A 24,839-nucleotide genomic window follows, 5' to 3' on the forward strand; every position below is an offset into this window, starting at 1 on the left:
TTGCCGTCGTTGGTCAGGCTGACCGTGCCCAGCGGCAGGCCGGCGGTGTCGAGCAGCTGGACAGGGCTGCCCACGCTGATCGGCTGGCCGTTGATGGCCGTGATGGTCAGCGTCGGGGTATCAGCGTCCGTGTCGTTGGCCAGCACGTCGATGGTGACGGGCGTGTCCTCAGGCGTGGTCGCCAGGTCGTCGCTGGCAGCCGGGGTGTCGTCCAGCGGCGTGACGTTGATGTCGAGCGTGGAGCTCGAGCCGGTGTTGGTCGTGTAGGAGACCTGCGGCACGGTGCCGTTGTAGTCGGCAACCGGCGTGAAGGTGTAGCCACCGTTCGAGTTGATGACCAGCGTACCGACGCCTGCGATGGTGGCGGTAGTGCCAGCAGCGAAGGTGCCAGGCAAGCCGGCGACGCTGAACGAATCAACGCTCAACACATCGTCGGCATCGCTGTCATTGGCCAGCACATTACCCGTGGCAATCGTGTCTTCAGCCACGGTATTTGTGTCGGCTGCGAGCTCGGAGGCGTCGTCCACCGGGCTGACCACCAGGGTCAGCGTGCCGGTGTCGGTACCACCCTGGCCGTCGGTCACGGTGTAGGTGACCGGCGGAACCGGGCCGTTGTAATCAGGTGCGGGGGTGAAGGTGAACGTACCGTCAGGATTCACCAGCAGCGTGCCCACCGGAGTGCCACCCGTGGTGATGGTCACCGGCGTGCCCGGCGTGACCGTGTCCGGCGTGCCGTCGCCATTGCGGTCGACCGTCACGGCCATCACCGTCAGTGTGTCGCCGTCGGTGTCCGTGTCGTTGCCCAGCACATTGCCGGACACCGGCGTGCCTTCGGTCACCGTCACCGTGTCGTCGTTCGCCACCGGGGCGTCGTTGACCGGGGTGACGGTGATGTCGAGCGTGGCCGTTGTGCCGCCGCTGGTGTTGTAGGTGATTTGTGGCACCGCACCGTGGAAATCCGGCGCGGGTGTGAAAGCGTAGCCGCCGTCAGCCGCGATGGTGATTGAGCCGGTACCAGGGATGGTCAGCGTGGAGCCTGCCGGCAGCGTCTGGTTCGCGATGGTGAAGGACGTCACGCTGGTGCCGTTGCTGCCGTCGTTGACAAGCACGTTGCCTGTGGCCGAGGCATCTTCCGGTATCGACGAATAGTCCGGAACGGCAGGTTGGGGCGTGCGAGTGCCGTCGTCGTTCGCTGTGTCGGCGGTCTTGTCGGCCAGATCTGCCCGCTCACCGGGCCATGTCATGGCCAACGGCGAGACGTTCTCGACGACACGTTCGACACGCAAACCCGGCAGCAAGGTGTCGCCCGGCATGTTGGAGGTAGAGGGCGCCGCCTCCGGTGAGCCGGCATCGATCGCCTTGATCGTCGTCAGCAGCGAGACCCCTTTGGCCTGGCGCGGTGCGCGCTGATCTTCAAACAGGATGATGCCGTTCTGGCTGGTGAGGATCAGGTCACCGGGCGCGAGCTTGGCGCCTACCGTGGGGGGGGAACGGGTGCCGTCCGCGTGAAGAATCTTGACGTCTCCCCAGACCGCCGCGATGGTGCCGGGCGGATGCCGATGGATGTCCGCCGAGCCGGGCCGGGGCACCGTGCTCGCCTCTGTCTGGTTTTGAAGCAACGGTGTCTTGTGTCCAGGCCCATGTGCCGGGCTGTCTTTTGCGGTTTCGTCAGTTCGCGGCGTCATTGTTCTTCCCCGATTTCAATAGGTAAAACAGATCAAAACCCGCCGGTGTCATTCGTGGCGGTTTTTGAGTTCCTGGTGCCGCCTGCATTTATTGCAGGAAGCAGGCATGACGCCATGCTGAGGTAATGTGTTGCGCCGGAGTAAGAAATTCGACGAATGATCTGCCAACGGAAGAGTTCGTGCTGCTTTCTGGAACGAGCGTTGATTCGGGTGCCTGAATTCGGTGCGATTCACCTGAGTCGGTTTGTCTTGTTCTTGTTTTGTGCCAGTAATTTGTGGACAAATTCACGCAATTGACGAGTTGTCTGTGGTGGTGCTCACTGTGCTGGGTGGTGTGTCCGGGTCTGGCCTGAAATAGAAATGGCCGCATGCTTTGCATGCATGCGGCCATCGGGACTCTTGTTTTGAGTCGGTGAAAATTGAATGAATTCAGCTGGCGATGAACATCTGCTGTACTTCCTTGGCTGTCAGGCCGAAGTGCTTCTTGAATTGCCGATAAAAGGTGGCCAGCGATAAATAACCAGCAGACATTGCAATGTTCGTGATCTTCATCTGCGGATTCTTGATCAGTTGGTCATACACCAGTGACAACCGGCGTTGCCGAATCTCGCTGGCAACCGACAAATTGGCAGAGCTGAATGTGCGATGCAATTGCCGCTCGGAGATATTGACGGCATTGGCCACCATCCTGGCATCAAGCTCGCCAATCTGGATGTTGTCGTCAATATAGGCCAGGGCGGATATAAGGCGGCGTTTGCCCGGGGTGGCATTGGCCGCCATGCGGTTGCCAAGCTGAATTTGCACGGAGCTCAGGATGAGTCGGTCCAGCGGCTGACAGAAAACGCTGATGTCGTTGTAGCCCTTGATCGCCGACTTGGCGCTGGCGATGTAGTCGGGGATGACCCTGGCCAGTGCGTTCTGGTAGGCCAGATGTTGCGGGCCGATGGTGTCTACCAGCGCGCTGGCCCGAGAAAGAAACGGCTTCGGAATGGTCAGGATATCCACGATGGTGTCTTCCGGCCACCTGCCAGGCAACTCGCTGATATTTTCGCAAAACCGAATGAACTCCGGCTGCTCTTGATCACCGCTGGCATCGTCGACCGAGTCATCCGGCGGAGCGATTTGGGCGGCAGCGATGTAAATCATGCCTTTGTCACTCTGGTCGGCCGTACTCAGTTCCGCTGGTACATCTTTCAGTGGAATATCTCTGAGAACCAGAATGCAGGAGGGGAGCTGATTTCGGATGTATGGCTGCACAGTATTGGTGGAGGTCGTGTCATCAAGCTGGAGTGTCGAGCCTGCCGATTCGCGTGGCGTCAACTTGTGGATTGATGACATTTTTCTCTTTGCTTCAGGTTGGTTTCGGGGCGGTTGCGTGCCTGAGTGATGGCATCGTTGTCGGACCATTGAGCGCTGATGCTGCCGATGCACTGGAGAGTTCTCTTGAGGCCTCCCGGTGTCCAAGTGTGCTGTGTTGTCTGTTATGAATCCTCTCAGCGAGAGACGTCTGAAGACTGGGTTTGTGACGTGGTATCTGCAGGTGTCACTGGTTTGCACGATGCTGTGTCACGCATCGATGTCTGTGCATGGCGGTAGTTTTATTTGGCGGCTAGTTTGTCTCGTTTGCCGCCATCCGGAGGTTTCCAATTCATTGCTGCCGTGAGTCTGAGCTAGTGCCCTTGATGGAAGACATTTTCCAGAGGCCGACGATGGCACTTGTTAATAATTTATTTTTTCCATCTTTATTGTTCGTGCAGGCGCGGGCACGTGCGCTGTCGTTGCGACGGCTGAATATCGCAAGCGGCGGGTGGCAGCTTGAGTTGGTTGTTTGACGGCGTTGGTCAACCGGGGAGGCGGTTATGGATGGCGGGAAGGTGCATTGCCTGCTGCAGTCTTTCCCCTGATGGCGCGCTGCAGGGCTTGCGGGCACGATGCCCCCATCACACGACACCTCATCGAGGCAGCATGGTCACGAAGGCTCTTGATCCCGCATGGCTGGAAGTTCAATACAACAACCGAGCGCGCATTCCCGATCACCCTGCCATCTTTGAGCGCTGGCGTGAGGCGTCGGCGTTTACGCGTTCGAGGCAGCCCTGCCTGCTTGATGTGGCCTATGGCGATGGGCCAGCCGAGACCATGGACGTATTCCCCGCGGTTTCACCGGGCGCGCCCGTCATCGTGTTCATCCATGGCGGGTATTGGCGCTCGCTGGACAAGGCCGACCACAGCTTTGTTGCGCCCGCCCTGGTGGCGGCCGGGGCCATGGTGGTGGTGCCGAATTACGGGCTGTGCCCGTCGGTGAGCATCGAGGACATCGCCTTGCAGATGACCCGGGTCATTGCGTGGGTGCATCGACATGCGCGCGAGCATGGCGGTGATGCGTCGAACATCACGGTCGTGGGCCATTCGGCGGGCGGGCAGCTGGCCGCGATGCTGCTGTGCTGCCGCTGGGATCTGGTCGGAACAGACTTGCCCGCGCAGCCTCTGCGAGGTGCGTTGTCGATCTCAGGCGTCCATGATCTGTCGCCCCTGCGCTTCACGCCGTCGCTGCAGGCTGATCTGCGACTGACGCCCCGGAGCGTGAAGCGCCTCAGCCCTGCCTTTTTCCCGGCGCCTGCCCGGCCACTGCTGGCCGTGGCGGGTGGGCTGGAGAGTGATGAATTCCTGCGGCAGAACCGGCTGATCCGGGACGCGTGGGGCGATGCCACGGTGCCCGTGTGTGAAACCGTGGACGGCGCCAATCACCTGACCGTCCTGAACAGTTTGGCCGACCCCACGCATCGGCTTCATCACCTGGCGCTGGGTTTGGCCGGGCTCGGGCCGCTCGCTACGCGTTCTGAGGACTAGCGTTGTTCTGGCGCAAGCGCCAGAGCGTTTCACCGCTGTAAATCAGCAGCGCCATCCAGATCAGTGCAAATCCAGCCAGGCGGTTGTGGTGCAGGGGTTCATGAAACACCCACACCCCCAGCGCAAATTGCAGGCTGGGGCCGAGGTATTGCAGCAGGCCGAGGGTGCCCAGCTGGATGCGCTGGGCGCCGTAGGCAAACAGCAGCAGCGGCACGGCGGTCAAGGGGCCGGCCGCCAGCAGCCAGGCCCAGGTGGATGGGGTGGCATTGGCCAGCGTACCGCCGTGCGTGCTCATCCAGGCCAGCGCCGGCACGGCCAGGGGTGCCAGCAGCAGAGTCTCCAGGGCCAGCCCTTCCAGCGCGCCCAAGGGTGCCGTTTTTTTCAGCAAGCCATACAAGCCGAAGCTGGCTGCCAGCGCCAGGGAGATCCAGGGCGGCGCGCCAGCGGCTACGCCAAGCCAGAGCACCCCGACCCCAGCGATGCCCACGGCGGCCCATTGCAGCGGCCGCGGCCGCTCACGCAGCACCAGCACGCCCAGCAGCACGTTGAACAAGGGGTTGATGAAGTAACCCAGGCTGGCTTCCAGCACCCGGCCGTTGTTCACCGCCCAGACGTAAAGCAGCCAGTTGCTCGACAGCAGCAAGGCGCTGGTGCCGAAGATGGCCAGCTTGCGTGGCTGCTGCAGCACGTTGATCAGCCAGGCCCAGCGGCGTTGGTACAGCAAGACCAGCACGATGAAGGCCAGTGACCACACCGACCGGTGCATCACCACTTCCAGGGCCGGCACCTCGCGAAGCTGGTGGAAGTAGAGCGGGAACAGGCCCCAGATGATGTAGGCCAGGGCCGCAGCGAATAAACCGGTGTGCATGAAAAGGGCTGGTGAAGCAGGGGGCCGTGGCGGACTGTGCCCGGGCGATACAGCGTGTCATTGTGGCCGCCGCACCGTTGTTGTGCGTGCCGGGGGTTTTGTGTCGGCGGTGCAGGGCGGGTGATGGCCCTGCTGCTCAAAGTGCCGGTTTCTCCAGCCAGCCGTCCTGCTCGAGCAGTTGCTGCCAGGCGGGCCCGGGTGGGCAAACCAGATGGAGCTGACCTCCGGCCGGGTGCGGCAGGTGCAGTTCAGCGGCGTGCAGCCACAGCCGCTGAACGCCGCCCAACCACGCTGCCACTGCACGGTTATGCGGGCCCTTGCCATGGGTGGCGTCACCCACGATGGGGTGAGACAGCTGTTTCAGGTGCCTGCGTATCTGGTGCCGGCGGCCGGTTTCCGGTCGGGCCTCCACCAGCGCGTAACGGCTGCTCGTGTGGCCGCTGCCGACCTGGAAGGGCCACTCCACCCGGCCGAGGCGCTGGAATGTCGTCCGGGCCGGTAGCTGCACTTGCCCGGTGCTCGGCAATTCCGGGTCGCGCGCCAGCGGCTGATCGTGCTCGATGTGCTCTTCAGGCCAGCCGCGGACCAGCGCCACATAGCGCTTCTGAACCTGCCCCTGATCAAACGCCTGTCCCAGTTCCCTGGCGGCCGTGGCCCGCGTGGTGAACACCAGCAGGCCCGATGTGCCCTTGTCCAGCCGATGTGCGGGCGCCAAGTGTGGCGGGCCGTCTTCGCCCAGTTGTGCGCGCAGGGCGTCGAGCGCGTTCAAGTCCTCGTGGGCATCGAGACTGGTGCGATGCACCAGCAGGCCGGCGGGCTTGTCCACCACGATCAGATGCTCGTCGGCGTGCAGGATGGGCAGATACGGCATGTGGTTCATGGGGGGTACCCATTATTCCGAGGGAGTGACGGCGGTTAGCGGCAAATTGAAAAATATCGGTCACGAACAGTGGCCATGATTGTCTGAGCCACTGCATCCCGGGAGTTCATGTCATGCCGCAAACCTATTACCTCGGCGCCCGCTCGCTGTTTGTCACCGTCACGGCCTGGGTCACCATCGTGCTGGCGGCTCTGGCCTGGGGATGCGGCCTGGTTGAACAGGCGGCGCTCGCCTCGCTCGTACCGGGTTTTGGCGGCACCTTGTCGTCGGCTGGTCTTCCGCCCTTGAGCAGCTTGTTGCTGTCTTATCTGCCGTGGGTGAATGGCGCTGGCCTGGTGTTGTCGACGGCCTTGCTGATCACCGGGGTGGGCCTGTTGCGCAGGCTGGAGTGGGCCCGGCGCACCTTCATCGGCTTGATGGGCGTGGTCATCGTCGTGAACCTGTGCGGCCTGTGGCTGCAACATGAACTGGCGCAGTCGCTGGTGCACAGCGCCTTGAGCCAGAGCCTGATCCCTGCTGCAGCCCTCGATCTGTTCTCCAGCGTGCTGACTGCCGCGCGTGCCGGTGGCGTGCTGGCCACCCTCAGCCTGAGCATCTTCATGGGCTGGGTGATCCGCCGCCTGTGCACGCCCATCGTGCTCCAGGAGTTCGCGGCCTGAGGCGCCTCGTCCGGGGCGTCAGCGCTCCTTGACGTCGCCATCCACATAGAGCCAGCGGCCCGCTTCATCGCGGACGAATCGGCTGGTTTCTTCCAGCCTGAAGGCGCGCCCCGCCAATTTCGACCTGGCTGCAAAGTGCACGGTTGCATGCTGGTCGTCTTGCACCTTGTGCTGATACACCGTCAGCCCCAGCCAGCGCAGTCCGGGCTCGTTGGGTGGCAGATCGGTGGGCCTGGTGCTGGGGTGCCAGGTGTCCAGCAGATAGCTGATCAGATCGAGCGTGTAGGCGCTGTACCGTGAGCGCATCAGCGTTTCGGCATCGGGGGCCTCGCCACGTTGTGGCCCGTGGTGCCACCGGCCGCAGCAGTCGTCGTAGAGGCGAACCTGGGTGGCGCGACGGGCATCAGGGCGGCCGCAGGGGCAGGGTGTCGGGTTCAGGCGCATCCGTGCATCTTGCCGCAATCTTCCGGTCGACAAGGGGGCGCTGACGGGTTGGCGATCCGCGTTTGATACTGTATAAATATACAGTTCATGATGACGCCATCCACCTCTCCACCACTGCCACGCGCTGCCTTGCTCGCGCAGCCTCAAGCCCTGCACCCGGCACTCTGGCGTGCGCAAGGGCGCTCGATCACGGCCACCGCCGAGGTCATTGCCAGCGGTTTTCCCCTGCTGGATGCGGAACTGCCGGATGCCGGCTGGCCCACCCGCGCGCTCATCGAGCTGTTGCCCGTGCGTCCGGGGCTTGGTGAAATCCGTCTGCTGGCGCCCGCCTTGGTACAGGCGCTTGGCACCTGGCGCAGCCTGATGCTGTTCAACCCGCCGGCCGAGGTGTGTGCCGACGGCCTGCACCAGCTGGGTGTGCCGGTGGCCCGCTGCCTGGTGGTGCGCGGGCGTGAGGGCGCGCGCGATGTTGTGCATCATGTCGGGCGTGATGTTGGACGGGGTGTGCCACACCCCGGCGGGCGGTCGCAGTCCGGCCGTCGCAGCCCCGGTGCACTCGATGTCTGCTGGGCGCTGGAGCAGGCCTTGCGCAGCGGTCATGTGGGGGCCGTGCTGGCCTGGCCCGGGGCGTCTGTACGGCCTGATGCCTTGCGGCGGCTGCAACTGGCCGCGCACCACCATGGCGGTCTGGCCGTGGTGTTCCGTGAACCAGAGGCACAACAGCGGCCCAGTCCGGCCACCTTGCGCATGGCGTTGACGTCGGATGGGCCGGATGCGCTGTCCGTGCACATCCTCAAGCGCCGCGGCCCGGTGCTGCTGCGGCCACTGCGGCTGGCTTTGCCGCCCGTGTTGTCCGAGCGGGGCACGTCGCGTGCGCAGGCGCAGTTGTTGTCACCCGGGGTTGCGGCTATTCCATCGGCCGCCCCGGCAGCCGTGCCCCTGTCCGGCAAATCCACGGCCGAGTGGCTGCGTGAAATCGGCGCGCTGGGCCAGCGCAGCCTCTCCGGCTTGAGCTGACCGTGCGTGGCCGTCGCGTGTGGCCTGCGGGCCTTGTGCCTCGTGGCCCGTCAGGGGCTTGGTGATGTGGTGGATTGCCCTGCATGCGCCCGCCTTGTCGCTGGAGGCCTGGCTGGCCGGTGTGCCCGAGGACGAGCGGGATTTGCCCGCTGCCTTGCTGACGCGCCACCGTGTGTCCGCCGTGAACCTGCCGGCGCGTTCCCTGGGGGTGATGGTGGGCATGCGCCGCAGCACGGCGCTGGCCCTGGTGCCTGGCCTGCGGCTGGGTGCGGCTGATCCAGCGCGTGATGCCCATGCCCTGAAGGCCCTTGCGCACGTGCTCTTGTCTTTCACGCCGCAGGTGGCCGCGGCTTCGCCTCAAGGGCTGGTGGCCGAGGTGCAGGCCAGCCTGCGCTACTTCGGCGGCCCCGGTGCTCTGTGGGCCCGGTTGGGTGAGGCCCTGGCACCGCTGGGGCATGGCCTGCACCTGGCGCATGCGCCGACGGCGCGGGCCGCCAGTTGTCTGGCCCGCAGCGGTCCGCAACCGGGGCCGGCCAGCACCTTGCCCGACAGGGCCTGGCTGATGCAGCAAGTGCAAGGCTTGCCCGTTGCGGTGCTGGCGGCCGAGTTGCCCGTGGACATGAACGCCGCCTGGCTGGAAACCTGCGAGGCCATGGGGTTGGCTTCGCTGGGTGATCTGTGGGCGCAGCCCCGGGCGGGTCTGGTGCGCCGGCTGGGCACGGCGGTGCTGCAGGTGCTCGATCAGCTCAGCGGCGATCAGCCCCATCCACATGAGTGGCTGCGCCTGCCTGACCGTTTTTCCAGCGAACTGGAGCTGCCCGCCCGCGCTGAATACACCGGTCCGCTGCTGGTGGCGGTGGATGTGCTGCTGGTGCGGCTGTCGGCCTGGCTGCGGGCGCGGCAGGCCCGGGCGCAGCAACTGGAACTGCTGCTGCATCACGCCACCCGGCTGCGTGCCAGCCACCTGGGCGAGGCCGGTGCCCACCTCAGCGTGCTGCAGCTGGCTCTGGGTGAGCCCACTGCAGACGCCAGCCACTGGCGCTCCGTGCTGGCAGAGCGCCTGGCCCGCGAACCTCTGGCGGCACCGGTGCTGTCATTGACGCTGCGGTGTGACCACGCCGTGCTGGGGGCGCCGCCCGACACGGATCTCTTTCCAGAGCTGGCCAACCCGAGGGAGGGCTTGGGGCGGCTGGTGGAGCGCCTGCAGGCGCGCCTCGGGGTGGAGGGCGTCACGCGTCTGTCCACCTGGCCTGAGCACCGGCCTGAACTCGCCTGGCGCGCCGAGGCGGCCGAGCTGCCGCCAGCGCGTCACCCGCTGCTGGAGGCGCCGCCAGCCGCAGCGCGCCTGACGCGGCCGGTGTGGCTGATGAGCCCGCCTGAGCCCCTGCCGGAGCGCCAGTCACGCCCCTGGCTGGGCACTGAGCCCTTGCGCCTTTTGCAGGGCCCCGAACGGGTAGAGGCCGGCTGGTGGGATCAGGCCCTGGCCGCCCGTGATTACTTCGTGGCGCAACTGCCTGCGGGTGAGCTGGTCTGGATCTACCGGCTGCGCCACGCGCCGCCGCAGGGTCAGCCGGGCTGGTTCCTGCACGGGCGCTTTGCCTAGATACCCGTTTGTCCGATGGATGAGCCGGTGTTCGCTTGGGCTGGCGGCCCGAAGACCGTGTTCATGGTGCGTTCGAACACCGCGAAATCCAGCGGCTTCGTCCAGTAGCCGGCAAAGCCCATGGACAGGGCGCGATCGATGTCGTCCTGCAAGGCATTCGCCGAGAGGGCAATGCAAGGGATGTGACGCGTCACCGGATCGGCCTTCAGCCACGCCAGCACCTGTTGCCCGTGGCAGTCAGGCAGGTGCATGTCCAGCAAGATGAGGCGAGGGCGCTGAGCCCGCGCCAGCGCCATGCCTTCAGCCCCGGTGCCGGCATGGAAGAAGGCTGGCTGGCCGCGCCGTGCCGCCAGCTCGGCAACGATCATCACGTTGACCGGGTTGTCTTCGATGTAGAGCAGCCCGCCAGAAGGAATACTGGCCCCGAACGGCAGCGGTGCGGGTGCTGAGGCCACCGTCGGTGTGCCCGGCAAGGGCATGGCAGGCGCGCTTGCGGCGGCATCGCCGGGGCCGACGAGTGTCTGCACGCCCCGCGGCAATGCCAGGCTGAATCGGCTGCCCTGGCCGGGTTGGCTGCTGACCTCGATCGAGCCGCCCATGCGCAGGACCAGGCTTTTGACAATGGCCAGTCCGATACCCACGCCTTCCACACCCGCCCCCGGCTGGCCCAGACGCTGGAACGGCTGAAACGCCAGATCCACCTGCTCTGGTGCCATGCCGATGCCGGTGTCGATCACGTCCAGATGCACCAGGTCGCCATCGCCCCGCGCCGTGACATGCACGCTGCCACCGAGCCGGTTGTACTTGACCGCGTTGCTCAGCAGGTTCAGCAACACCTGGCGCAGGCGCAAGGCGTCGGCGCGCACGATCAGCAGCGGGGGCACGGCGGCGGTCAACTGCACCTGTCGTTCACTGGCGTGCCACTGAAGCATCGGCAGGCTCTGCGCCACCAGCTCGTCCAGTGCCAGGTCAATCAGCGTGATCGGGCCGTTGGGGTCTTCCTCGGGCCGCGCCAGTTGCAGCACGTCATTGACCAGGGACAGCAGGTGGTTGCCCGCCGACAGGATGTGCCCCAGCTTGTCCTGGCGCCCGGCGGGTGTGTCGTGCTCCTGCCCGGTCAGCAGCAGGCGGGTGAATCCCAGAATCGCATTGAGCGGTGTCCGCAGCTCGTGGCTCAGCCGGGCCAGCAATTCCGACTTGGCCTGACTTTCACGCTGGGCCAGGGCCTGGTCGTGGCGGGCTGCAGCGGCCTGGCGGGCGTCGGTCACATCCCAGTTGGCACCCAGCCGCTGCAAGGTGTTGCCCTGGGCGTCCAGCACCTGCACGGAGCGGGAAGCCAGCCAGCGCTCGCGACCATCCGGCAGCAGCACCCTGAATTCGTAATGCGGCGCGCGTGAGGCGTCCGCCGGCCGGCTGATCTGCTGACGCACGGCCGCGCGGTCACCGGGGTGCACCAGGTTCAGCATGTCCTCGATGGATGGCGCCTGAGGCTGCGGGTTCAGCCCGCGCAGCGCCCACATGCGTTCGTCCCAGTGGTTTTCTCCGGTGGCCACGTCATGCCACCAGGTGCCAATGCCCACGCCATCGGCCATCAACGTGAAGCGCTGGTGGGCGCTGTGCAGCTCGGCCAGCACACGCTCGCGTTCGCTGATGTCGATGGCGACGCCCACCAGCGCTTCCGGCTGGCCGTCGGCATCAAGCTGCAGCACCCGCCGCGTCATGGCGTGGCGCCAGCTGTTGTTCTGCGTGATGTAGCGGGTCATCACGTCCACCGGCCCCTGGCCAGCCAAGGCCTGGCGGTAAGCAGTTTCCAGGGGAATGCGGTCGTCCGGATGCACCAGGGCCAGCAATTCCGGCCCCGTCCAGCCTTGCGGGCCGGGCGGACGGCCCATGGTCTTCCAGCCGCGTTCGCTGCAGTTGATGTAGCCGGTGCGCAGGTCGTGGCGCCAGATGATCACGTCTGCCAGATCGACCGCCAGCTGCATCTGATGCAAGGCGGCATCAGCGCCCGGCGGCACCAGCGCGGCCATGTCGAGCAGGGTGAGCCAGCGGCCACCATCCGGGCGCTCCAGCCAGTGTTCGCGCGCATGCCAGGCATGCCCATCGGGCCGATGGCCGCTGCGCCAGGACTGCTCCGGCAATGCCGGGGGCAACATGTCTTCGATCGGCCGGCCTTGAAGCGCGGCTTGTGTCAGGCCCGTCAGCGCTTCGAAGGCCCGGTTGACCCACTCGACCCGGTGGCTGGCATTCAGGCAGGCCAGGGCCACGGGCCAGTCACCCATCAATGCCTGCAGTGCCGGGCGCATGGCTGCGGAATGGGGTTCGTTGCTCATGGGGCGCTGCCGGTGCCTTGGCGTGGTCAATCTCTTCCTCCGAGTCTAAGTCGGAGCCTCATGTGGCGACACCGGGTATCGCCCTTGTTGCCGATTGTCACGTCCAGTCGGTTGGCCCTTCAGGGAATCTTCACAACTTGTGTTGTTGGGGCAGGTGACAATGTCGCCCCATGTCTGAACGCAATCCGTTTGTGCGGCACGAAGGCCGCTGGCAACTTGGTACCGACACCCTGGCGTTGATTGCCGCGGTGGTGTTTGCCTTGGCGTGCAACCTGCCTTTCTGGCGTGAAGTCCTGGCCGGGCGAGAGCCTGGCTTGCCCGCCACCTGGCTGTTTGCCGGTGCCATGTTCGTGATGCTGGTCGCGCTGCATTTCCTGCTGCTCGGCCTGGTGATGCATCGCTGGATTGCGCGTCCGCTGCTGGCGGTGCTGATCGTGGCCACGGCGTCGGCCGTGTACTACATCGACAAGTTCGGCATCTACCTCGACCCGAGCATGCTGCGCAACGTGCTGCGCACCGACGTGAACGAGGCCCGGGAGCTCTTCACCTGGAGCATGGTGCCGCACTTCCTGTTCTACGCCGTGCTGCCGCTGGCACTGTTGTGGAAGGTGCGCGTGCGCCAGCGAACCTGGGGCCGTGCCCTGGCCACCCGCGTGGTGTGGATGGTGGTGGCCGCCTTGCTGGGCGCCGGTGCCGTGCTGACCGTCTTCCAGGATTTCGGCTCGCTGATGCGCAACCGCAAGGAATTGCGCTACCTCATCACGCCGGCCAACTACATCTATTCGCTGGCCCGCGTGGGCATTTCAGACACCCGCACGGCAGCTCGCCCCCGGGCCGTGCTGGGTGAAGACGCCGTGGCCGGCCCGGCCTGGCAGCAGCGCAAGAAGCCGGTGCTGGTGGTGTTCGTGCTGGGCGAAACCGCCCGCGCCGCGAACTGGGGCCTGTCGGGCTACAGCCGCATGACCACGCCCGAGCTGGCCAAGGTGCCCGGCCTCATCAACTTCAAGCAGGTGGATAGTTGCGGCACCAATACCGAGGTGTCGGTGCCGTGCCTGTTTTCGCCCTGGGGCCGCCGCAACTACGACGAAGACCGCATCCGCGGCAGCCAGTCGATGCTGCATGTGATGAACCGCGCCGGCCTGGGCGTTTTCTGGCGTGACAACCAGAGCGGCTGCAAGGGTGTGTGTGACGGGTTGCCGAGTGAGCAACTGCGCGCCGACGCCGCAGACCCGCTGTGCGACGGTGAGCGCTGCCTCGATGAAGCCTTGCTGCAAGGCCTCGACCGCTCGGCCCTCAAGCCCCTGGTGGTGCCGGCCAATGCATCAACGGCATCGACGGCATCGGCTGCATCAGGCGCCGCTTCAGCCGCCGTGTCGCCCGACAGCGTGCTGGGCCGCAGCCGCTTCGTGGTGCTGCACCAGCTGGGCAATCACGGCCCGGCCTACTTCAAGCGCTACCCGCCGGCATTCGCCCGGTTCCAGCCCTCGTGTGACACCGCCGACCTGCGGCAATGCACGCCCGAGCAGGTGGTCAACGCGTACGACAACGCCTTGCTCTACACCGACCATGTGCTGGCCCGCGCGGTGGATTTCCTCAAGCAGCAGTCCGCGCAGTACGACACCGCGCTGGTCTACGTGTCTGACCACGGTGAATCGCTGGGCGAGAACAAGTTGTTCCTGCATGGCGTGCCCTATGCCATCGCACCCGAGCAGCAAACCCGTGTGCCGATGGTGATGTGGTTCTCGCCTGGTTTTGCCGCCAGCGCCGGGCTGGATGTGGACTGCGTGCGCCAGCGCGCCACGCAGCCCGCCGCGCATGACCATCTCTTCCACTCGCTGCTGGGCCTGATGGACATTCAGACCCGCGTGCGCGAGCCCGCCATGGACTTGTTCCAGGCCTGCCGCAAGCCGCATTGAGCAGCCCCTTCTTTGGCCGAGTGCCTCCCGAGTGTTCCCATGATGCTGTCACCCCCCATCACCGCCTCTGAAGAGGTGGATGCCACCCTGGCCGCGCAAGGATTTGCCGTGCTCTCGGCCGAAGGCATGTCCGACTTGCTCGGCGCCCCGCAAGAGGCGCTCACTGACTGGCTGCCTTTCTGGGATCGCCTGCCCATCGACCGCTACCTGCGGGACGGCGGTCGTTACCGCTACCGCCGCCACGGCTGCTACATCGTCAACGGCGACGAGGTGCGCGCCGTGCCTCACCGCCCACATTGGCAACCGGTGGAGTACAACGCGCTGCATGGCGGCATCGAGCGGCATTTCGACCCGATCGAGCCGGCGCTGTCCGAGCACCCCTTGTGGGCCCGCTGGCTGGCGCTGCTGGCCGCCCGCGCGTCGGCGCTGAAGGGTGTGCAGACCTGGTACGTCGAAGCGCACCCGTTCCGCATCGACACCGCGGACGGCATCGGCCGCCCGACGCCGGAAGGCGCGCACCGCGACGGGGTGGATCTGGTGGCGGTCACGCTGATCTCGCGCGTGGGCATCAAGGGCGCCGAAACCCGGGTGTTCGCCGCCGAAGGGCGTGAAGGCCAACGCTTCACCCTCAGCCAGCCGTTCAGCACGCTGCTGCTCGATGACGAGCGGGTGATCCATGAATCGACGCCGATCCAGCCTCTGGCTGCTCAAGGCGCAGGTCACCGCGACACCCTGGTGCTGACCTTCCGTGCCGTGGGTTTCCAGGGCCCCTGAGCGGCCTTCAGGCGGCTGCGGCTGTCTCCAGCTTGAGCGGGTGTATCGTGGCGCCTCTTCAAAGTTCAAGAGCCGCCCCGCATGAGCACGTCTGACTCCTCCAGCAACGCCGCCCCCCAGGGCAACAGCCCTGCCACTGACGCCGCCAAGCGCCAGCGCGATGCCGTCGAGGCCTCGCTCATCGCCGCTCCGGCCAGGTCGCAAGGCCGCTTGACCACGGCGTCTGGCGAGACGCTGGCCTACAGCGTGTGCGCGGCGTTTGTGCCGGTGATGGGCGCAGCAGGCTCTGCCAGCGCGGGCCAGGCCGACGCCGCCATCTTCACCACCGCCTACACGCTGGACGGCGCCACGCACGCCCAGCGTCCGGTGTGCTTCGTCTTCAACGGCGGGCCGGGTTCGTCATCGGTCTGGCTGCACCTGGGTGCGGTCGGCCCCAAGCGCGTGCGTGTGCCGGATGACGGCAACATGCCGGCCCCGCCTTACGCGGTGGAAGACAACCCGCACAGCTGGCTGTCGGGCATGGACCTGGTGTTCATCGATCCGCCGCACACCGGCTACTCGATCACGGCCAGCGACGACGCCCGCAAGAAGATGCTGAGCGTCGATGGCGACATCGCTGCGCTGGTCGAGGTCATCCAGGCCTGGCTGACCCGCCACCAGCGCTGGGGCTCGCCGGTGTATTTGTGCGGTGAAAGCTACGGCACCACGCGCGTGGCCGGCATGGCCGACAAGCTGATCGACGACGGCGTGGGCTTGTCGGGCCTGCTGCTCATCTCCCTGGCCATGGACATCCAGGCGCTGGAATTCACGCCCCGCAATGACCTGCCCTACGGCCTGTACCTGCCCGCGATGGCCGGCGTGGCCCAGTACCACGGCATGCTGCGTGGCCCGCTGGCGGCATCGCCCGAAGCCGCTCGCGAGGCCGCCCAGTCCTTCGTCACCGAAGACTACCTCGCTGCGCTGCACCTTGGCGCCCGGCTCGATGAACGCAGCCGCCTGAAAGTGCAGCGGCGCCTGTCCGAACTGACCGGTTTGCCGTCGTCGCTGGTGGCGCAGAAGAACATGCGCATCACCGACAGCACCTTCTTCGCTGAACTGCTGCGGCCGCAGGGCCACCTGGTGGGCCGTCTGGACGCGCGCAGCACTGCGCCCATGGCCCTGCCGCAAGAGGCCACGATGGGGTTCGATCCGGGCATGGAGGCGATCAATGCACCGTTCACGATGGCGGGCCTGCAGCACTTCGGGCAAGACCTCGGTTTCCAGTCCCCGCGCCGCTACATGATCTTCAACCCGGCGGTGAACAGCGAGTGGAACTGGAACCGCGGCAAGGCCCAGGGCAACAGCTATGCCTGCACGTCGCCCGACCTGGCCCGTGCGCTGCGCCGTCAGCCGCACCTGCGTGTGTTCGTGGCCAGTGGCCTGTATGACCTGGGCACGCCCTACAGCGCGTCCGACTGGGCACTGGACCAGCTCGATATTCCGGCCAGCGTGCGGCCGCGCATCGAGCACCACCACTACGCCGCCGGCCACATGATGTATTCGCGCCAGGCCGATCTGGAAAGCCTGAAGACCGATGTCGACGCGTGGCTGGCCTCGACGCCCGCGCCCGGCAGCGTTCCGGCCTTCTGACCAGGATCAAGCTTTCCCGGAAAGGCCGGTGAGTGGCCGCAGCATGGCCCGGCGCCTTTGCGCTGTCGCAAAAACCGGTGCCCCCGGTCGGTGTCTGATGACACCAAGGCCCGCACAGGGCGATCAACCGGAGGCACCACATGCACGCACTCACCGACTTCTTCACCACCGACTACGGCCTGCTGAGCGCCTTGGTCATTGCCATCACCCTCGGCATGGGCGCGTTCTACACGCGCTACTTCATCAAGCATGTCCAGATGGACGAGGCCGCCGAGCGGGCCCGTCAGGCCGCACAGAAGGCCTGAGCGAGGGCTGCATTCGCCAAGCGCCATGGGCGCACGCGCAAGAGCCGTCTTGAATTTCCGCAGTGATGCGGTGTCAAGGCGGTTTTTCCATTTGTGGCGAAGCTGCTCATTGCTCGTGATGCAGTGCCAGCACACGGCGGTGGTATTTCCGGGGATCGATGGTCTTGACTCCTAGACTGTTTGACATTGATTTGTATCGGGTGACGTTGCGGCGCCACCCCCCTGCCAAGGCCTCGGGCCAGGCAGGTTGTTCCGGAGAGTTCCATGCCGCTATTTCGTTGGTTGAGCCTGCGCCAACTGCTCACCGTGCCCTATGTGGTGCTGGTGCTGATGCTGTCCCTGCTGCTGGGCAGCCTGTCTTACCAGGCGGGTAGAACCGCGGTAGACAACCTCTCGGAGCAACTGCTCTCCGAGACAGTCGGGCGAATATCCCAAGCGGTCGAAAAACACGTGTTCGGCTCCGGCGCGGTACTGGAAATGGCCTTCCCCCGGGGCGTGACCGCCCCCAGGCGTCTGGCCGACGAGGTGGACAGCCTGCGCACCCGTTTCTGGCTGGCCACCTCGGTGCACCGCGAGTTGAACAACTACGCCTATTACGGTGACGAGCAGGGCCACTTCCTGGGTGTCTGGCGTGACGGCGAAGACGACGCGCAAATGCGTCTGCGCACGGCGTCCGAGGGGCCGCGCACCGTGTGGAAGTTCAAGGGCATCCATGGCGCACTGCATGAGCCCGAGGTTGAACAGCGGGTCTTCGAGCCGCGCCAACGCCCGTGGTACCAGGCTGCCAGTCGGGCCTCCACCGAAACATGGACGTCGATCTACATCGACTTCCGCACCACCGAGCTGGTGGCCACGCGTGCCCGCCGGGTGCTGACGTCCTCCGGCCAGCTGGGCGGCGTGGTGGCCACCGACGTTTCGCTGCACCACCTGAGTGCCTTCGTGCAGGCCTTGCCGCTCAGCCGCAACGGCATCGCCTTCGTGGTGGAGCCCGACGGCAACCTGATTGCCACATCGCGCGGCGACTATCTCCGGCGCGGCCCTGATGGCCGCCCGGAGCGCCTGCCCGCCAGTGCCAGCGGTGACCGGCTGCTTGCCGTGAGTTATGCCGCTGCGCTGAAGTTGCGTCACAGCAGTGGCGAGGCTGAAGAAGGGCGCGAATGGCAAGGCACGCGCTCCGCCCGCATCGACGGCCCCGACGGCGAATCAGTGCAGCTGGCGCAGGCCCGCATCCGTGACAACGCCGGTCTCGACTGGCTCATCGTGGTGGCCGTGCCGCGCCATGACTTCCTGAAGGCGGTGACCGACAACACCGTGCAGACGGTGCTGCTGGGCTTGCTGGCCTCGGGCGGTGTGGTGGGCGTGGGCTTGCTCAGCCTCGGCGTGGTCTCGCGTGATCTGCGCAAGCTCGCCGTGGCAGCGCGGCAGGTGGGGGAGGGGCGCTACGACACGCCGCTGAACATCCAGCGCCGGGACGAGATTGGTGATCTGGCGCAGAGCTTTTCAGCCATGAAGCGTCGATTGGCCACTGACCGGCTCACCGGCCTGGCCAGCCGGGAGGTGATGCTGAGGCGCATCGAAGACCGCATCACGCAACAGCGTCGCCAGGGCGATGCCCAGCCCTTCGGCGTGCTGTTCATGGATGTCAACGGCTTCAAGGCCGTGAACGACCAGCACGGCCACGACACCGGAGACAAGGTGCTGTCTGAACTGGCGGGGCGCATGCGCGAGACCCTGCGTGAGCATGATCTGATCGCCCGCTGGGCAGGGGACGAATTCGTGGTGCTGCTGGACAACGTGCAGGGCGACGATGACATGCGGGCGGTGGTCCACAAGCTGACGGAGGCGTTCAGCCTGCCGCTGAGCTGCCTGCCCGAGGGCCACTCCACCAGCGTGGGCATGGCCATCGGCACGGCCAGCTTCCCGGCAGATGGTGGTGATGCACCCACCCTGATCCGGCGCGCCGACCAGTCGATGTACACGGCGAAGCACCGCACTCGCTGAGGACTGGGTGATGCCGGGCTGACATGGGCGAGGCTGGCACGGCCGCGGGTCGGCCAGCCCGGTCCTGCGGCAGGGATCAGATCGCCGCGGTCACGCCACGTCCGTGGTACCGAGCTGCTGCAGCTCCACCAGGCGCCGGTAGATGCCGCCCTCGCGGGCCATCAGCGCGTCGTGCGGGCCGATTTCGGCGATCTGGCCGTGGCTGAGCACGAGGATGCGGTCGGCATCACGGATGGTCGATAGCCGGTGGGCGATCGAGATGATGGTGAGCTGGCCATGCAGGGCTGCCAGTGCCCGCTGCACCACCTGCTCGGTGGCGGTGTCGATGTGCGAGGTGGCTTCGTCCAGCAGCAAGATGCGGGGCTGGCCTGCCAGCGCGCGGGCAATCGCCACCAGCTGCTTTTCGCCCACGGCCAGTCGCGCGCCGCCTTCGCCGAGCACGGTTTCGTAGCCATGCTCCAGCCGTTCGATGAACTCATGCGCGCCTGCCGAGGTGGCTGCGCGGCGAACTTCTTCATCGGTCAGCACCCGGCCCATCGCGATGTTCTCGCGCACGCTGGCCGCCAGCAGGAAGGGGTCTTGCGGCACCAGGCCCACGGACGTGCGGAAGGCAGCTTCATCCAGGTCGGCAATCGGCTGGCCATCGATGCACAGGCTGCCGTCGGTCACCGGATAAAAGCGCAGCAGCAGCGACAGCAGGCTGCTCTTGCCACTGCCGGTCGGACCGACCACGCCGATGAACTCGCCCGGCTTCACGTCCAGCGACACGTCTTTCAGCACCGGCACGCCTGACTGGTAGGCGAAGTTCAGGTGGCTGATGCTCACCCGGCCTTCGGTGACCTGGCCGCGGGCCGCCGGGCGCGGCGCTTCCGCCTCTTCCAGCAAGGTGTTCACCCGGGCGGCCGACACCACTGCCTGCTGCAATTGCGAGAACTGCATCGTCAGCTGGATCAGCGGCTCCACCACCCGGCCGATGTAGCTGACGAACGCATACAGCACGCCCACCTCGATGGCACTCAGGCCGCCCGAGGTTTCGCGCAGACCAAACACGCCGATCACCACGGCCAGCATAGCCACGTTCAGCAGATCGAGTGCCGGGCGCAGCAGCCAGGCATTGGCGCGCAGCTCGCTCTGGCGTGAGGCCAGGTGGGCTTCGTTGATGTCGGCGTAGCGCTGGCTATAGGTGGCCGTGGCGCCGGTGGCCTGCAGCACCGCCATGCCGGCGATGGACTCTGCCGTCTGGGCGTTCAGGTGGCTGCGCAGCTCACGCGTACGGGTGACGGCCGGCCCCGACATGCGCTGGTAGAGAAAGACGATGCCGAACACGGCCGGCACCAGCGTCGCCACGATCAGCATCAGGCGCCAGTCGAGGAAGGTCATGGTGACCAGCAGCGTGGTCAGCATGATCACCGCGTCCAGCATCACGAACAGCACCTGCACATACAGCTGCTTCACCGCCTCGGTGTCGTTCGTGACCCTGCTGACCAGCTGCCCGGTGATGGCCGTGTCGAAAAACGCCATCGGCAAGCGCAGCACGTGGCCGTACACCGATTCACGGATGCGTTGCACCGAGCGCATCGCGGCCCCGGCCAGGCGGGTCAGCTGGAAGTAGCGCAGCAGGCTGGCCACGCTGCCGGCCACCAGCGCGCCACCGAGCAGGCCCAGCATGGCGGCCACGTCAGGGTTGCGCGGCAGCAGGTAGCGGTCGATGAAGGCCTTGCCCAGCACCGGGCCGAGCGCGTCCAGACCGGCCGCGATGGCCAGCCAGAACAGGCCGACCCAGATGTGCCGGCGGTCAGGTTGGGCGGCGCGCCACAGCAGGCTGGCGGCGCGTTGCACCGGCGTGCCCGCGGGCGCCTGTGGCAGGTTGGCTGATGAATCAGTCGGCATCGAGAGAAGCTTTCAGTTGCTGCACGCGCCATTCGTGCGCGTACCAGCTGTGGTCGGTGCCGCGGGCCAGCAGCTCGTCATGGGTGCCCAGCTCGGTCAGGCGGCCTTGGCGCAGCACGGCGATGCGGTCGGCGTCGGCCAGCGCCGACAGCCGGTGGCTGATGACGATGACCGTGCGGCCCACGCGCTGCTCACGCAGGTGGCTGAGGATGCGGTGTTCGGTTTCGGTGTCGACGGCCGACAGTGCATCGTCGAGCAGCAGCAGCGGGGCGTCGGTCAGCAAGGCACGGGCGATGGCCACGCGCTGGCGCTGCCCGCCCGAGAGCGTCACGCCGCGTTCACCCACCGGCGTCGCATAGCCCTGGGGCAGGCGCTGGATGTCGTCGTGCACGGCGGCCAGGCGGGCCACGGCTTCGATCTCTGCCTGGCTGGCGCCGGGCTTGGCCAGCGCGATGTTCTCGCCCACCGTGGCCGAAAACATGATCGGCTCCTGCGGCACCCAGGCCATGGCTGAGCGCAGCGCCTGCAGCGTGTGGTCGGCCAGCGGCACGCCGCCCCATTCGATCTGGCCCTGGGCCGGTTGCCACTGGCGCAGCAGCAGGCGCACCAGCGTGCTCTTGCCGGCGCCGGTCGGGCCGACCACGCCCAGCGTGCCGCCCGCGGGCAGCGTGATGCTGAGGTCATCAAGCGCCGGCTGGGTGCTGCCCGGGTAGGCGAAGCTGATGTTGCGCAGGCTGATCTCGCCGGGTGTGACGTGGGCCACCGTGCCGTCGTTGTCGATGGCCAGCGGCTCGTCCAGCACCTGCGACAAGCGGCCCCAGGCGGCGCGGCCGCGCTCCCACAGCGACAACACCCAGCCGGCCGCGAACATCGGCCAGATCAGCTGCCCAAGGTACAGGCCGAAGCTGGTGAGCTGGCCGACGGTCAATTCGTCGTGCCAGACCAGCCAGCCGCCCAGGCCCAGCGATGCGCCCATGGCCACAGCCAGCGCGATGCCCACGGCGGGCTCGTAGCGGGCCTCCCAGCGCTGTGCCTGGAAGCCGGCATCGGCAGCGGCGCCGGCCAGCTCGGCAAAGCGCTGGCTGCTGCGGTCTTCCAGGCCCAGGGCGCGCAGGGTGCGCACGCCGGAGATGGTTTCCTGCACATGGTCATTCAGGTCGCCGAAACGCTCCAGCGCTTCCTTCGAGCGGTCATGCACCTGGCGTGAAATCCACCAGAAGGCCACCGCCATGAACGGGAAGGGCAGCAGCGCCACCAGGGCCAGCCGCCAGTCCACGCCGAAGGCCATCGTGCCAACCACCAGCAGCAGTGTCAGGCTGCCGTCGAAACCGGCCAGCATGGCTTCGCCCGAGGCCATTTCCACCGCGTCCACGTCGTTGGTGGCCAGCGCCATCAAGTCGCCCGTGCGCCGGGTCTGGAAGAAGCGCGGGCCCTGCAAGGACAGCCGGGCATACAGCGATTCACGCAGCTCCACGCCCATCCGGTAGGCGGCGGCGAACAGCTTCAGGCGCCAGCCTACGCGCAGCAGGTAGATCAGCACGCCGGCGCCGAGCAGCAGGCCCAGTTCGCGCCACAGTGCCGCGCCCACCAGCTGGTGGGTGACGAGCCCGTCGACCATGTGGCCGATCTGGCGCGGCAGCCACACGGTGAGCAGCGCGATGCCGAACAGCATCAGCGCAGCGCTGGCATACGCACTGCGGTGGCGCTGCACGAAATTCAATATCAGCCGGGTCAGGGTCATGCGGGGGCGGGTTTCAAAAGGGGGGCGGCAGGGCAGGGTGCAGACAATCAGTCAGCCGGGCAGCAAGCCGATCAGTCTCGCACGTCGGCTGCAGGCTGCTGGCCGAAATCAGGCCGTTGCAGCCAGGCCAGCACGCGCGCAGCGGCGTCCTCCGGGCTGCTGAGCCGGCCCTGGGTCTGCAGCTGCACGAAATTCTCGCGATCGGGGAACTGGCTGGCGCTGGCGCCACGCAGCTGCACCTGCATGTCGGTGTCGATCACGCCCGGCGCCAGCGACACGATGCGGGCGCCATTGGGCAACCCTGCTTCTTCCAGCGCCACACAGCGGCTGAAGTGGTCCATGCCGGCCTTGGCGGCGCAGTACGACGCGCTGCCGGCCATGGCCCGACGGCCCAGGCCCGATGAAATGTTCAGCACCTTGCGCGGCACCGGCCAATGCCGGGTGGCCGCCAGGAAGGCGGTGGTCAGCAGCATGGAGGCTTCCAGGCCCACCCGCAGCGCGCGCACGGTGTCGACCAGCGGCACATCGGCCAGCGGCGCCAGCTCGGCGATCACGCCGGCGTTGTTGATGAGCGTGACTTCGGTATGCGCGGCGGGGTCGATCTGGCTGAGCCACTGCGCCAGCCGTTCCGCCACCGGCTGGGCGTCTGACAGATCCACCGCCCATTGCTCGGCCGCCAGCCCGGCTTGCTGCTGGCGCGACAGGCCCAGCACCCGGTGGCCGGCAGCAGCGCATTGCCGGGCCATGGCCGCACCCATGCCGCGCGAGGCGCCTGTCAGGATGGTCAGGGGCGTGGGGGTGTGGGAAGGAGTCGTCATGGCATGTGTTGGCGCAAACCGGCCGTGTGGGGCAGCGGCGACAATCACCGCATGCCTGAATTGTCGTCTGACACCCCTGCCGCTGCTGCGTCGGCGCACATCGCCCCGCGCCGCCCCTGGTGGCAACGTCCGTTTGGTTTGTCGCTGTTGTTCACGCTGTCGCTGTTGGCTGCGGCGGGCCTTTGGGCCTGGTGGCAGGTGCAGAGTGCGCCGCCCGGGCCTTCTTCGGCAGAGATGGCCGTGGACCTGCCCTGGCAAGTGGTGCCGCAGGCCGACGGCAGCAGCCGCGTGTTCGGCCTGCAGGTGGGGCGCAGCAGCCTGGCCGATGTGGAGCAGCGCCTCGGCGACGAGTTGCGCACCGGCTTGATCGCACCGCATGGCCAGCCCCCGGCACTGGAGAGCTTTGTGGATGGCTTCCGCGCCGGGTTCGTGACCGGCCGCCTGGTGCTCGCCTTCGAGGCTGACGCCGACTGGCTGGCGCAGGCCCGCGAACGCTCACCCCGGCAGGACGTGGGAGAGGGTGGCCGCAGCCGCCGCTATGCCCTGGCCGCTGATGACTTGCCGGCGGCGCGCCAGCGGCGGCTGGTAGGCGTGGTGTTCCTGCCGTCAGCCCGACTGGACGAGGCCACGCTGGTACAGCGCTTCGGCACGCCGTCTCGCCGCTTGGCCACGGCCGACGGCGTCGTGCAACTGCTCTACCCGGAGAAGGGCGTGGCCGTGGCAGTGCCGCCGGCTGAGGGCCCGGAGGCGCGTGCCCGCGCCGTGATCCAGTACAGCGCGCCAGCTGATTTCGAGCGGCGCCTGCTGGCGCCCTTGCTGGCTGAACTGGCCGGGCAGGCTGCGTCTCAGCCGTCCACCGGGGCGCCAATCGCCAGGTAATGGCCACCGGCGATGTGGTGCAGGGTACGCAGCGAATCATCGCCCGCTTCCTCGAAGTGCCACCGGCCGTTGCTGAACACGCGGTCATCGGCCCAGGCGCCGGTGATCTCCACGAGGAACAGGTCGTGCCTGGCGGCGTTGTCCGCGCCGGGCAGGCACACGCCATCCAGCCAGGCCACGCAGCCGGCCACCAGCGGCCCGTGGGCGGCGGGCTCGTCAAGCAGGCTCACGTTGAAGTCGGCGAGTTTGTCGGTGTCGCGGCCGCTGTGGTTGCCGAGTGCCGTCACCAGACCGGCCTGCGCCACGCACGGCACGCTGATCGACAAACGCCCTGAGGCCTCGATCAGGCTGCGTGTGTAGGTGCTCTTGTCGACCACCACCGCCACCTTGGGCGGGTCGAAATCCAGCGCCATCGCCCAGGCCACGGACATCACGTTGGTTCGTCCTTCATGGCTGGCGCCCACCAGCACGGTGGGGCCATGGTTGAGCAGGCGGTAGGCGCGGGGCAGGTCCACGGGTTGGCGCATCGGGCTTCCTTCAATCAGTCGTC

General features: G+C 66.8%; 21 protein-coding genes. 11 read left to right on the forward strand and 10 right to left on the reverse strand.

Annotated features, from left to right (window positions below):
* The coding region (locus tag AACH00_RS16805) for an Ig-like domain-containing protein (RefSeq protein WP_341400337.1) at nt 1-1,589 on the reverse strand (1,589 nt) is incomplete at its 3' end.
* 525 nt (nt 1,590-2,114) lie between these two features.
* The gene (locus AACH00_RS16810) at nt 2,115-3,023 is read right to left on the reverse strand and encodes a helix-turn-helix transcriptional regulator (protein ID WP_341400338.1); all 909 of its coding nucleotides are present in this window, start codon (nt 3,021-3,023) and stop codon (nt 2,115-2,117) included.
* Nucleotides 3,024-3,367: 344 nt separating this feature from the next.
* On the opposite strand from AACH00_RS16810, the gene AACH00_RS16815 reads away from it, so the two are divergent.
* Nucleotides 3,368-3,517: a hypothetical protein gene (locus AACH00_RS16815; protein WP_341400339.1), complete on the forward strand. Its 150-nt coding sequence runs from the start codon at nt 3,368-3,370 to the stop codon at nt 3,515-3,517.
* A 133-nt stretch (nt 3,518-3,650) separates the two neighbouring features.
* Nucleotides 3,651-4,532 carry an alpha/beta hydrolase gene (locus AACH00_RS16820; RefSeq protein ID WP_341400340.1) on the forward strand — a complete coding sequence of 294 codons (882 nt, stop codon included), beginning with the start codon at nt 3,651-3,653 and terminating at the stop codon, nt 4,530-4,532.
* Here AACH00_RS16820 and rarD read toward each other — a convergent pair.
* Both rarD and AACH00_RS16830 read right to left on the reverse strand, forming a co-directional pair.
* Nucleotides 4,513-5,400 carry an EamA family transporter RarD gene (gene rarD / locus AACH00_RS16825; protein ID WP_341400341.1) on the reverse strand — a complete coding sequence of 296 codons (888 nt, stop codon included), beginning with the start codon at nt 5,398-5,400 and terminating at the stop codon, nt 4,513-4,515. The genes AACH00_RS16820 and rarD overlap by 20 nt on opposite strands.
* A gap of 136 nt (nt 5,401-5,536) precedes the next feature.
* Nucleotides 5,537-6,280 (reverse strand): pseudouridine synthase, encoded by a 744-nt coding sequence (locus AACH00_RS16830; protein WP_341400342.1) that lies wholly within the window; start codon nt 6,278-6,280, stop codon nt 5,537-5,539.
* A 113-nt stretch (nt 6,281-6,393) separates the two neighbouring features.
* Here AACH00_RS16830 and AACH00_RS16835 point away from each other — a divergent pair, with 113 nt between their 5' ends.
* The gene (locus AACH00_RS16835; RefSeq protein WP_341400343.1) at nt 6,394-6,939 is read left to right on the forward strand and encodes a hypothetical protein; all 546 of its coding nucleotides are present in this window, start codon (nt 6,394-6,396) and stop codon (nt 6,937-6,939) included.
* A gap of 18 nt (nt 6,940-6,957) precedes the next feature.
* Here AACH00_RS16835 and AACH00_RS16840 read toward each other — a convergent pair whose 3' ends face one another.
* Entirely contained in the window at nt 6,958-7,383 is a 426-nt protein-coding gene (locus AACH00_RS16840; RefSeq protein WP_341400344.1) for a YchJ family protein, read from the reverse strand.
* 87 nt (nt 7,384-7,470) lie between these two features.
* Here AACH00_RS16840 and AACH00_RS16845 point away from each other — a divergent pair, with 87 nt between their 5' ends.
* Together AACH00_RS16845 and AACH00_RS16850 are read left to right on the forward strand one after the other, a co-directional pair.
* Entirely contained in the window at nt 7,471-8,400 is a 930-nt protein-coding gene (locus AACH00_RS16845) for a hypothetical protein (protein WP_341400345.1), read from the forward strand.
* A 64-nt stretch (nt 8,401-8,464) separates the two neighbouring features.
* Nucleotides 8,465-10,003, forward strand: a complete 1,539-nt coding sequence (locus AACH00_RS16850; protein ID WP_341400346.1) for a Y-family DNA polymerase — start codon at nt 8,465-8,467, stop codon at nt 10,001-10,003.
* Here the strand turns inward: AACH00_RS16850 and AACH00_RS16855 are convergent.
* Nucleotides 10,000-12,336, reverse strand: a complete 2,337-nt coding sequence (locus AACH00_RS16855; RefSeq protein ID WP_341400347.1) for a hybrid sensor histidine kinase/response regulator — start codon at nt 12,334-12,336, stop codon at nt 10,000-10,002. The two genes, AACH00_RS16850 and AACH00_RS16855, sit on opposite strands and share 4 nt — an antisense overlap.
* 170 nt (nt 12,337-12,506) lie before the next feature.
* Here AACH00_RS16855 and AACH00_RS16860 point away from each other — a divergent pair, with 170 nt between their 5' ends.
* The 5 genes from AACH00_RS16860 (at nt 12,507) to AACH00_RS16880 (ending at nt 18,961) form a co-directional block, all read left to right on the forward strand.
* Nucleotides 12,507-14,252, forward strand: coding sequence for a phosphoethanolamine transferase (locus tag AACH00_RS16860; RefSeq protein WP_341400348.1), 1,746 nt, complete (start codon nt 12,507-12,509; stop codon nt 14,250-14,252).
* A 39-nt stretch (nt 14,253-14,291) separates the two neighbouring features.
* Entirely contained in the window at nt 14,292-15,026 is a 735-nt protein-coding gene (locus AACH00_RS16865; protein WP_341400349.1) for a 2OG-Fe dioxygenase family protein, read from the forward strand.
* An 81-nt stretch (nt 15,027-15,107) separates the two neighbouring features.
* Nucleotides 15,108-16,655 carry a S10 family peptidase gene (locus AACH00_RS16870; RefSeq protein WP_341400350.1) on the forward strand — a complete coding sequence of 516 codons (1,548 nt, stop codon included), beginning with the start codon at nt 15,108-15,110 and terminating at the stop codon, nt 16,653-16,655.
* Between the two features lie 140 nt (nt 16,656-16,795).
* Nucleotides 16,796-16,960: a DUF3149 domain-containing protein gene (locus AACH00_RS16875; protein ID WP_341400351.1), complete on the forward strand. Its 165-nt coding sequence runs from the start codon at nt 16,796-16,798 to the stop codon at nt 16,958-16,960.
* A 264-nt stretch (nt 16,961-17,224) separates the two neighbouring features.
* Nucleotides 17,225-18,961 carry a diguanylate cyclase domain-containing protein gene (locus tag AACH00_RS16880; protein WP_341400352.1) on the forward strand — a complete coding sequence of 579 codons (1,737 nt, stop codon included), beginning with the start codon at nt 17,225-17,227 and terminating at the stop codon, nt 18,959-18,961.
* A gap of 90 nt (nt 18,962-19,051) precedes the next feature.
* Here AACH00_RS16880 and AACH00_RS16885 read toward each other — a convergent pair whose 3' ends face one another.
* The 3 genes from AACH00_RS16885 to AACH00_RS16895 all read right to left on the reverse strand — a co-directional run bounded on the left by AACH00_RS16885 (nt 19,052) and on the right by AACH00_RS16895 (nt 23,410).
* The gene (locus AACH00_RS16885; RefSeq protein ID WP_341400353.1) at nt 19,052-20,851 is read right to left on the reverse strand and encodes an ABC transporter ATP-binding protein; all 1,800 of its coding nucleotides are present in this window, start codon (nt 20,849-20,851) and stop codon (nt 19,052-19,054) included.
* Entirely contained in the window at nt 20,841-22,592 is a 1,752-nt protein-coding gene (locus tag AACH00_RS16890; protein WP_341400354.1) for an ABC transporter ATP-binding protein, read from the reverse strand. Before AACH00_RS16890 ends, AACH00_RS16885 begins: the two co-directional genes overlap by 11 nt.
* 71 nt (nt 22,593-22,663) lie before the next feature.
* Nucleotides 22,664-23,410, reverse strand: a complete 747-nt coding sequence (locus AACH00_RS16895; protein WP_341400355.1) for an SDR family NAD(P)-dependent oxidoreductase — start codon at nt 23,408-23,410, stop codon at nt 22,664-22,666.
* A 51-nt stretch (nt 23,411-23,461) separates the two neighbouring features.
* On the opposite strand from AACH00_RS16895, the gene AACH00_RS16900 reads away from it, so the two are divergent.
* Nucleotides 23,462-24,289, forward strand: a complete 828-nt coding sequence (locus AACH00_RS16900; RefSeq protein WP_341400356.1) for a hypothetical protein — start codon at nt 23,462-23,464, stop codon at nt 24,287-24,289.
* Here the strand turns inward: AACH00_RS16900 and AACH00_RS16905 are convergent.
* Nucleotides 24,256-24,816: a flavin reductase family protein gene (locus AACH00_RS16905; RefSeq protein WP_341400357.1), complete on the reverse strand. Its 561-nt coding sequence runs from the start codon at nt 24,814-24,816 to the stop codon at nt 24,256-24,258. The two genes, AACH00_RS16900 and AACH00_RS16905, sit on opposite strands and share 34 nt — an antisense overlap.
* Between the last annotated feature and the right edge of the window lie 23 nt (nt 24,817-24,839).

It is taken from the genome of Ideonella margarita (assembly GCF_038066635.1).
Lineage (GTDB): Bacteria > Pseudomonadota > Gammaproteobacteria > Burkholderiales > Burkholderiaceae_C > Ideonella > Ideonella margarita.

Excerpts from the sequence above, each read along its gene's own strand:
- AACH00_RS16810 (WP_341400338.1), bottom strand. The coding sequence starts at position 3,023 with ATGTCATCAATCCACAAGTTGACGCCACGCGAATCGGCAGGCTCGACA.
- AACH00_RS16815 (WP_341400339.1), top strand. The coding sequence starts at position 3,368 with ATGGAAGACATTTTCCAGAGGCCGACGATGGCACTTGTTAATAATTTA.
- AACH00_RS16820 (WP_341400340.1), top strand. The coding sequence starts at position 3,651 with ATGGTCACGAAGGCTCTTGATCCCGCATGGCTGGAAGTTCAATACAAC.
- rarD (WP_341400341.1), bottom strand. The coding sequence starts at position 5,400 with ATGCACACCGGTTTATTCGCTGCGGCCCTGGCCTACATCATCTGGGGC.
- AACH00_RS16830 (WP_341400342.1), bottom strand. The coding sequence starts at position 6,280 with ATGAACCACATGCCGTATCTGCCCATCCTGCACGCCGACGAGCATCTG.
- AACH00_RS16835 (WP_341400343.1), top strand. The coding sequence starts at position 6,394 with ATGCCGCAAACCTATTACCTCGGCGCCCGCTCGCTGTTTGTCACCGTC.
- AACH00_RS16840 (WP_341400344.1), bottom strand. The coding sequence starts at position 7,383 with ATGCGCCTGAACCCGACACCCTGCCCCTGCGGCCGCCCTGATGCCCGT.
- AACH00_RS16845 (WP_341400345.1), top strand. The coding sequence starts at position 7,471 with ATGATGACGCCATCCACCTCTCCACCACTGCCACGCGCTGCCTTGCTC.
- AACH00_RS16850 (WP_341400346.1), top strand. The coding sequence starts at position 8,465 with ATGTGGTGGATTGCCCTGCATGCGCCCGCCTTGTCGCTGGAGGCCTGG.
- AACH00_RS16855 (WP_341400347.1), bottom strand. The coding sequence starts at position 12,336 with ATGAGCAACGAACCCCATTCCGCAGCCATGCGCCCGGCACTGCAGGCA.
- AACH00_RS16860 (WP_341400348.1), top strand. The coding sequence starts at position 12,507 with ATGTCTGAACGCAATCCGTTTGTGCGGCACGAAGGCCGCTGGCAACTT.
- AACH00_RS16865 (WP_341400349.1), top strand. The coding sequence starts at position 14,292 with ATGATGCTGTCACCCCCCATCACCGCCTCTGAAGAGGTGGATGCCACC.
- AACH00_RS16870 (WP_341400350.1), top strand. The coding sequence starts at position 15,108 with ATGAGCACGTCTGACTCCTCCAGCAACGCCGCCCCCCAGGGCAACAGC.
- AACH00_RS16875 (WP_341400351.1), top strand. The coding sequence starts at position 16,796 with ATGCACGCACTCACCGACTTCTTCACCACCGACTACGGCCTGCTGAGC.
- AACH00_RS16880 (WP_341400352.1), top strand. The coding sequence starts at position 17,225 with ATGCCGCTATTTCGTTGGTTGAGCCTGCGCCAACTGCTCACCGTGCCC.
- AACH00_RS16885 (WP_341400353.1), bottom strand. The coding sequence starts at position 20,851 with ATGCCGACTGATTCATCAGCCAACCTGCCACAGGCGCCCGCGGGCACG.
- AACH00_RS16890 (WP_341400354.1), bottom strand. The coding sequence starts at position 22,592 with ATGACCCTGACCCGGCTGATATTGAATTTCGTGCAGCGCCACCGCAGT.
- AACH00_RS16895 (WP_341400355.1), bottom strand. The coding sequence starts at position 23,410 with ATGACGACTCCTTCCCACACCCCCACGCCCCTGACCATCCTGACAGGC.
- AACH00_RS16900 (WP_341400356.1), top strand. The coding sequence starts at position 23,462 with ATGCCTGAATTGTCGTCTGACACCCCTGCCGCTGCTGCGTCGGCGCAC.
- AACH00_RS16905 (WP_341400357.1), bottom strand. The coding sequence starts at position 24,816 with ATGCGCCAACCCGTGGACCTGCCCCGCGCCTACCGCCTGCTCAACCAT.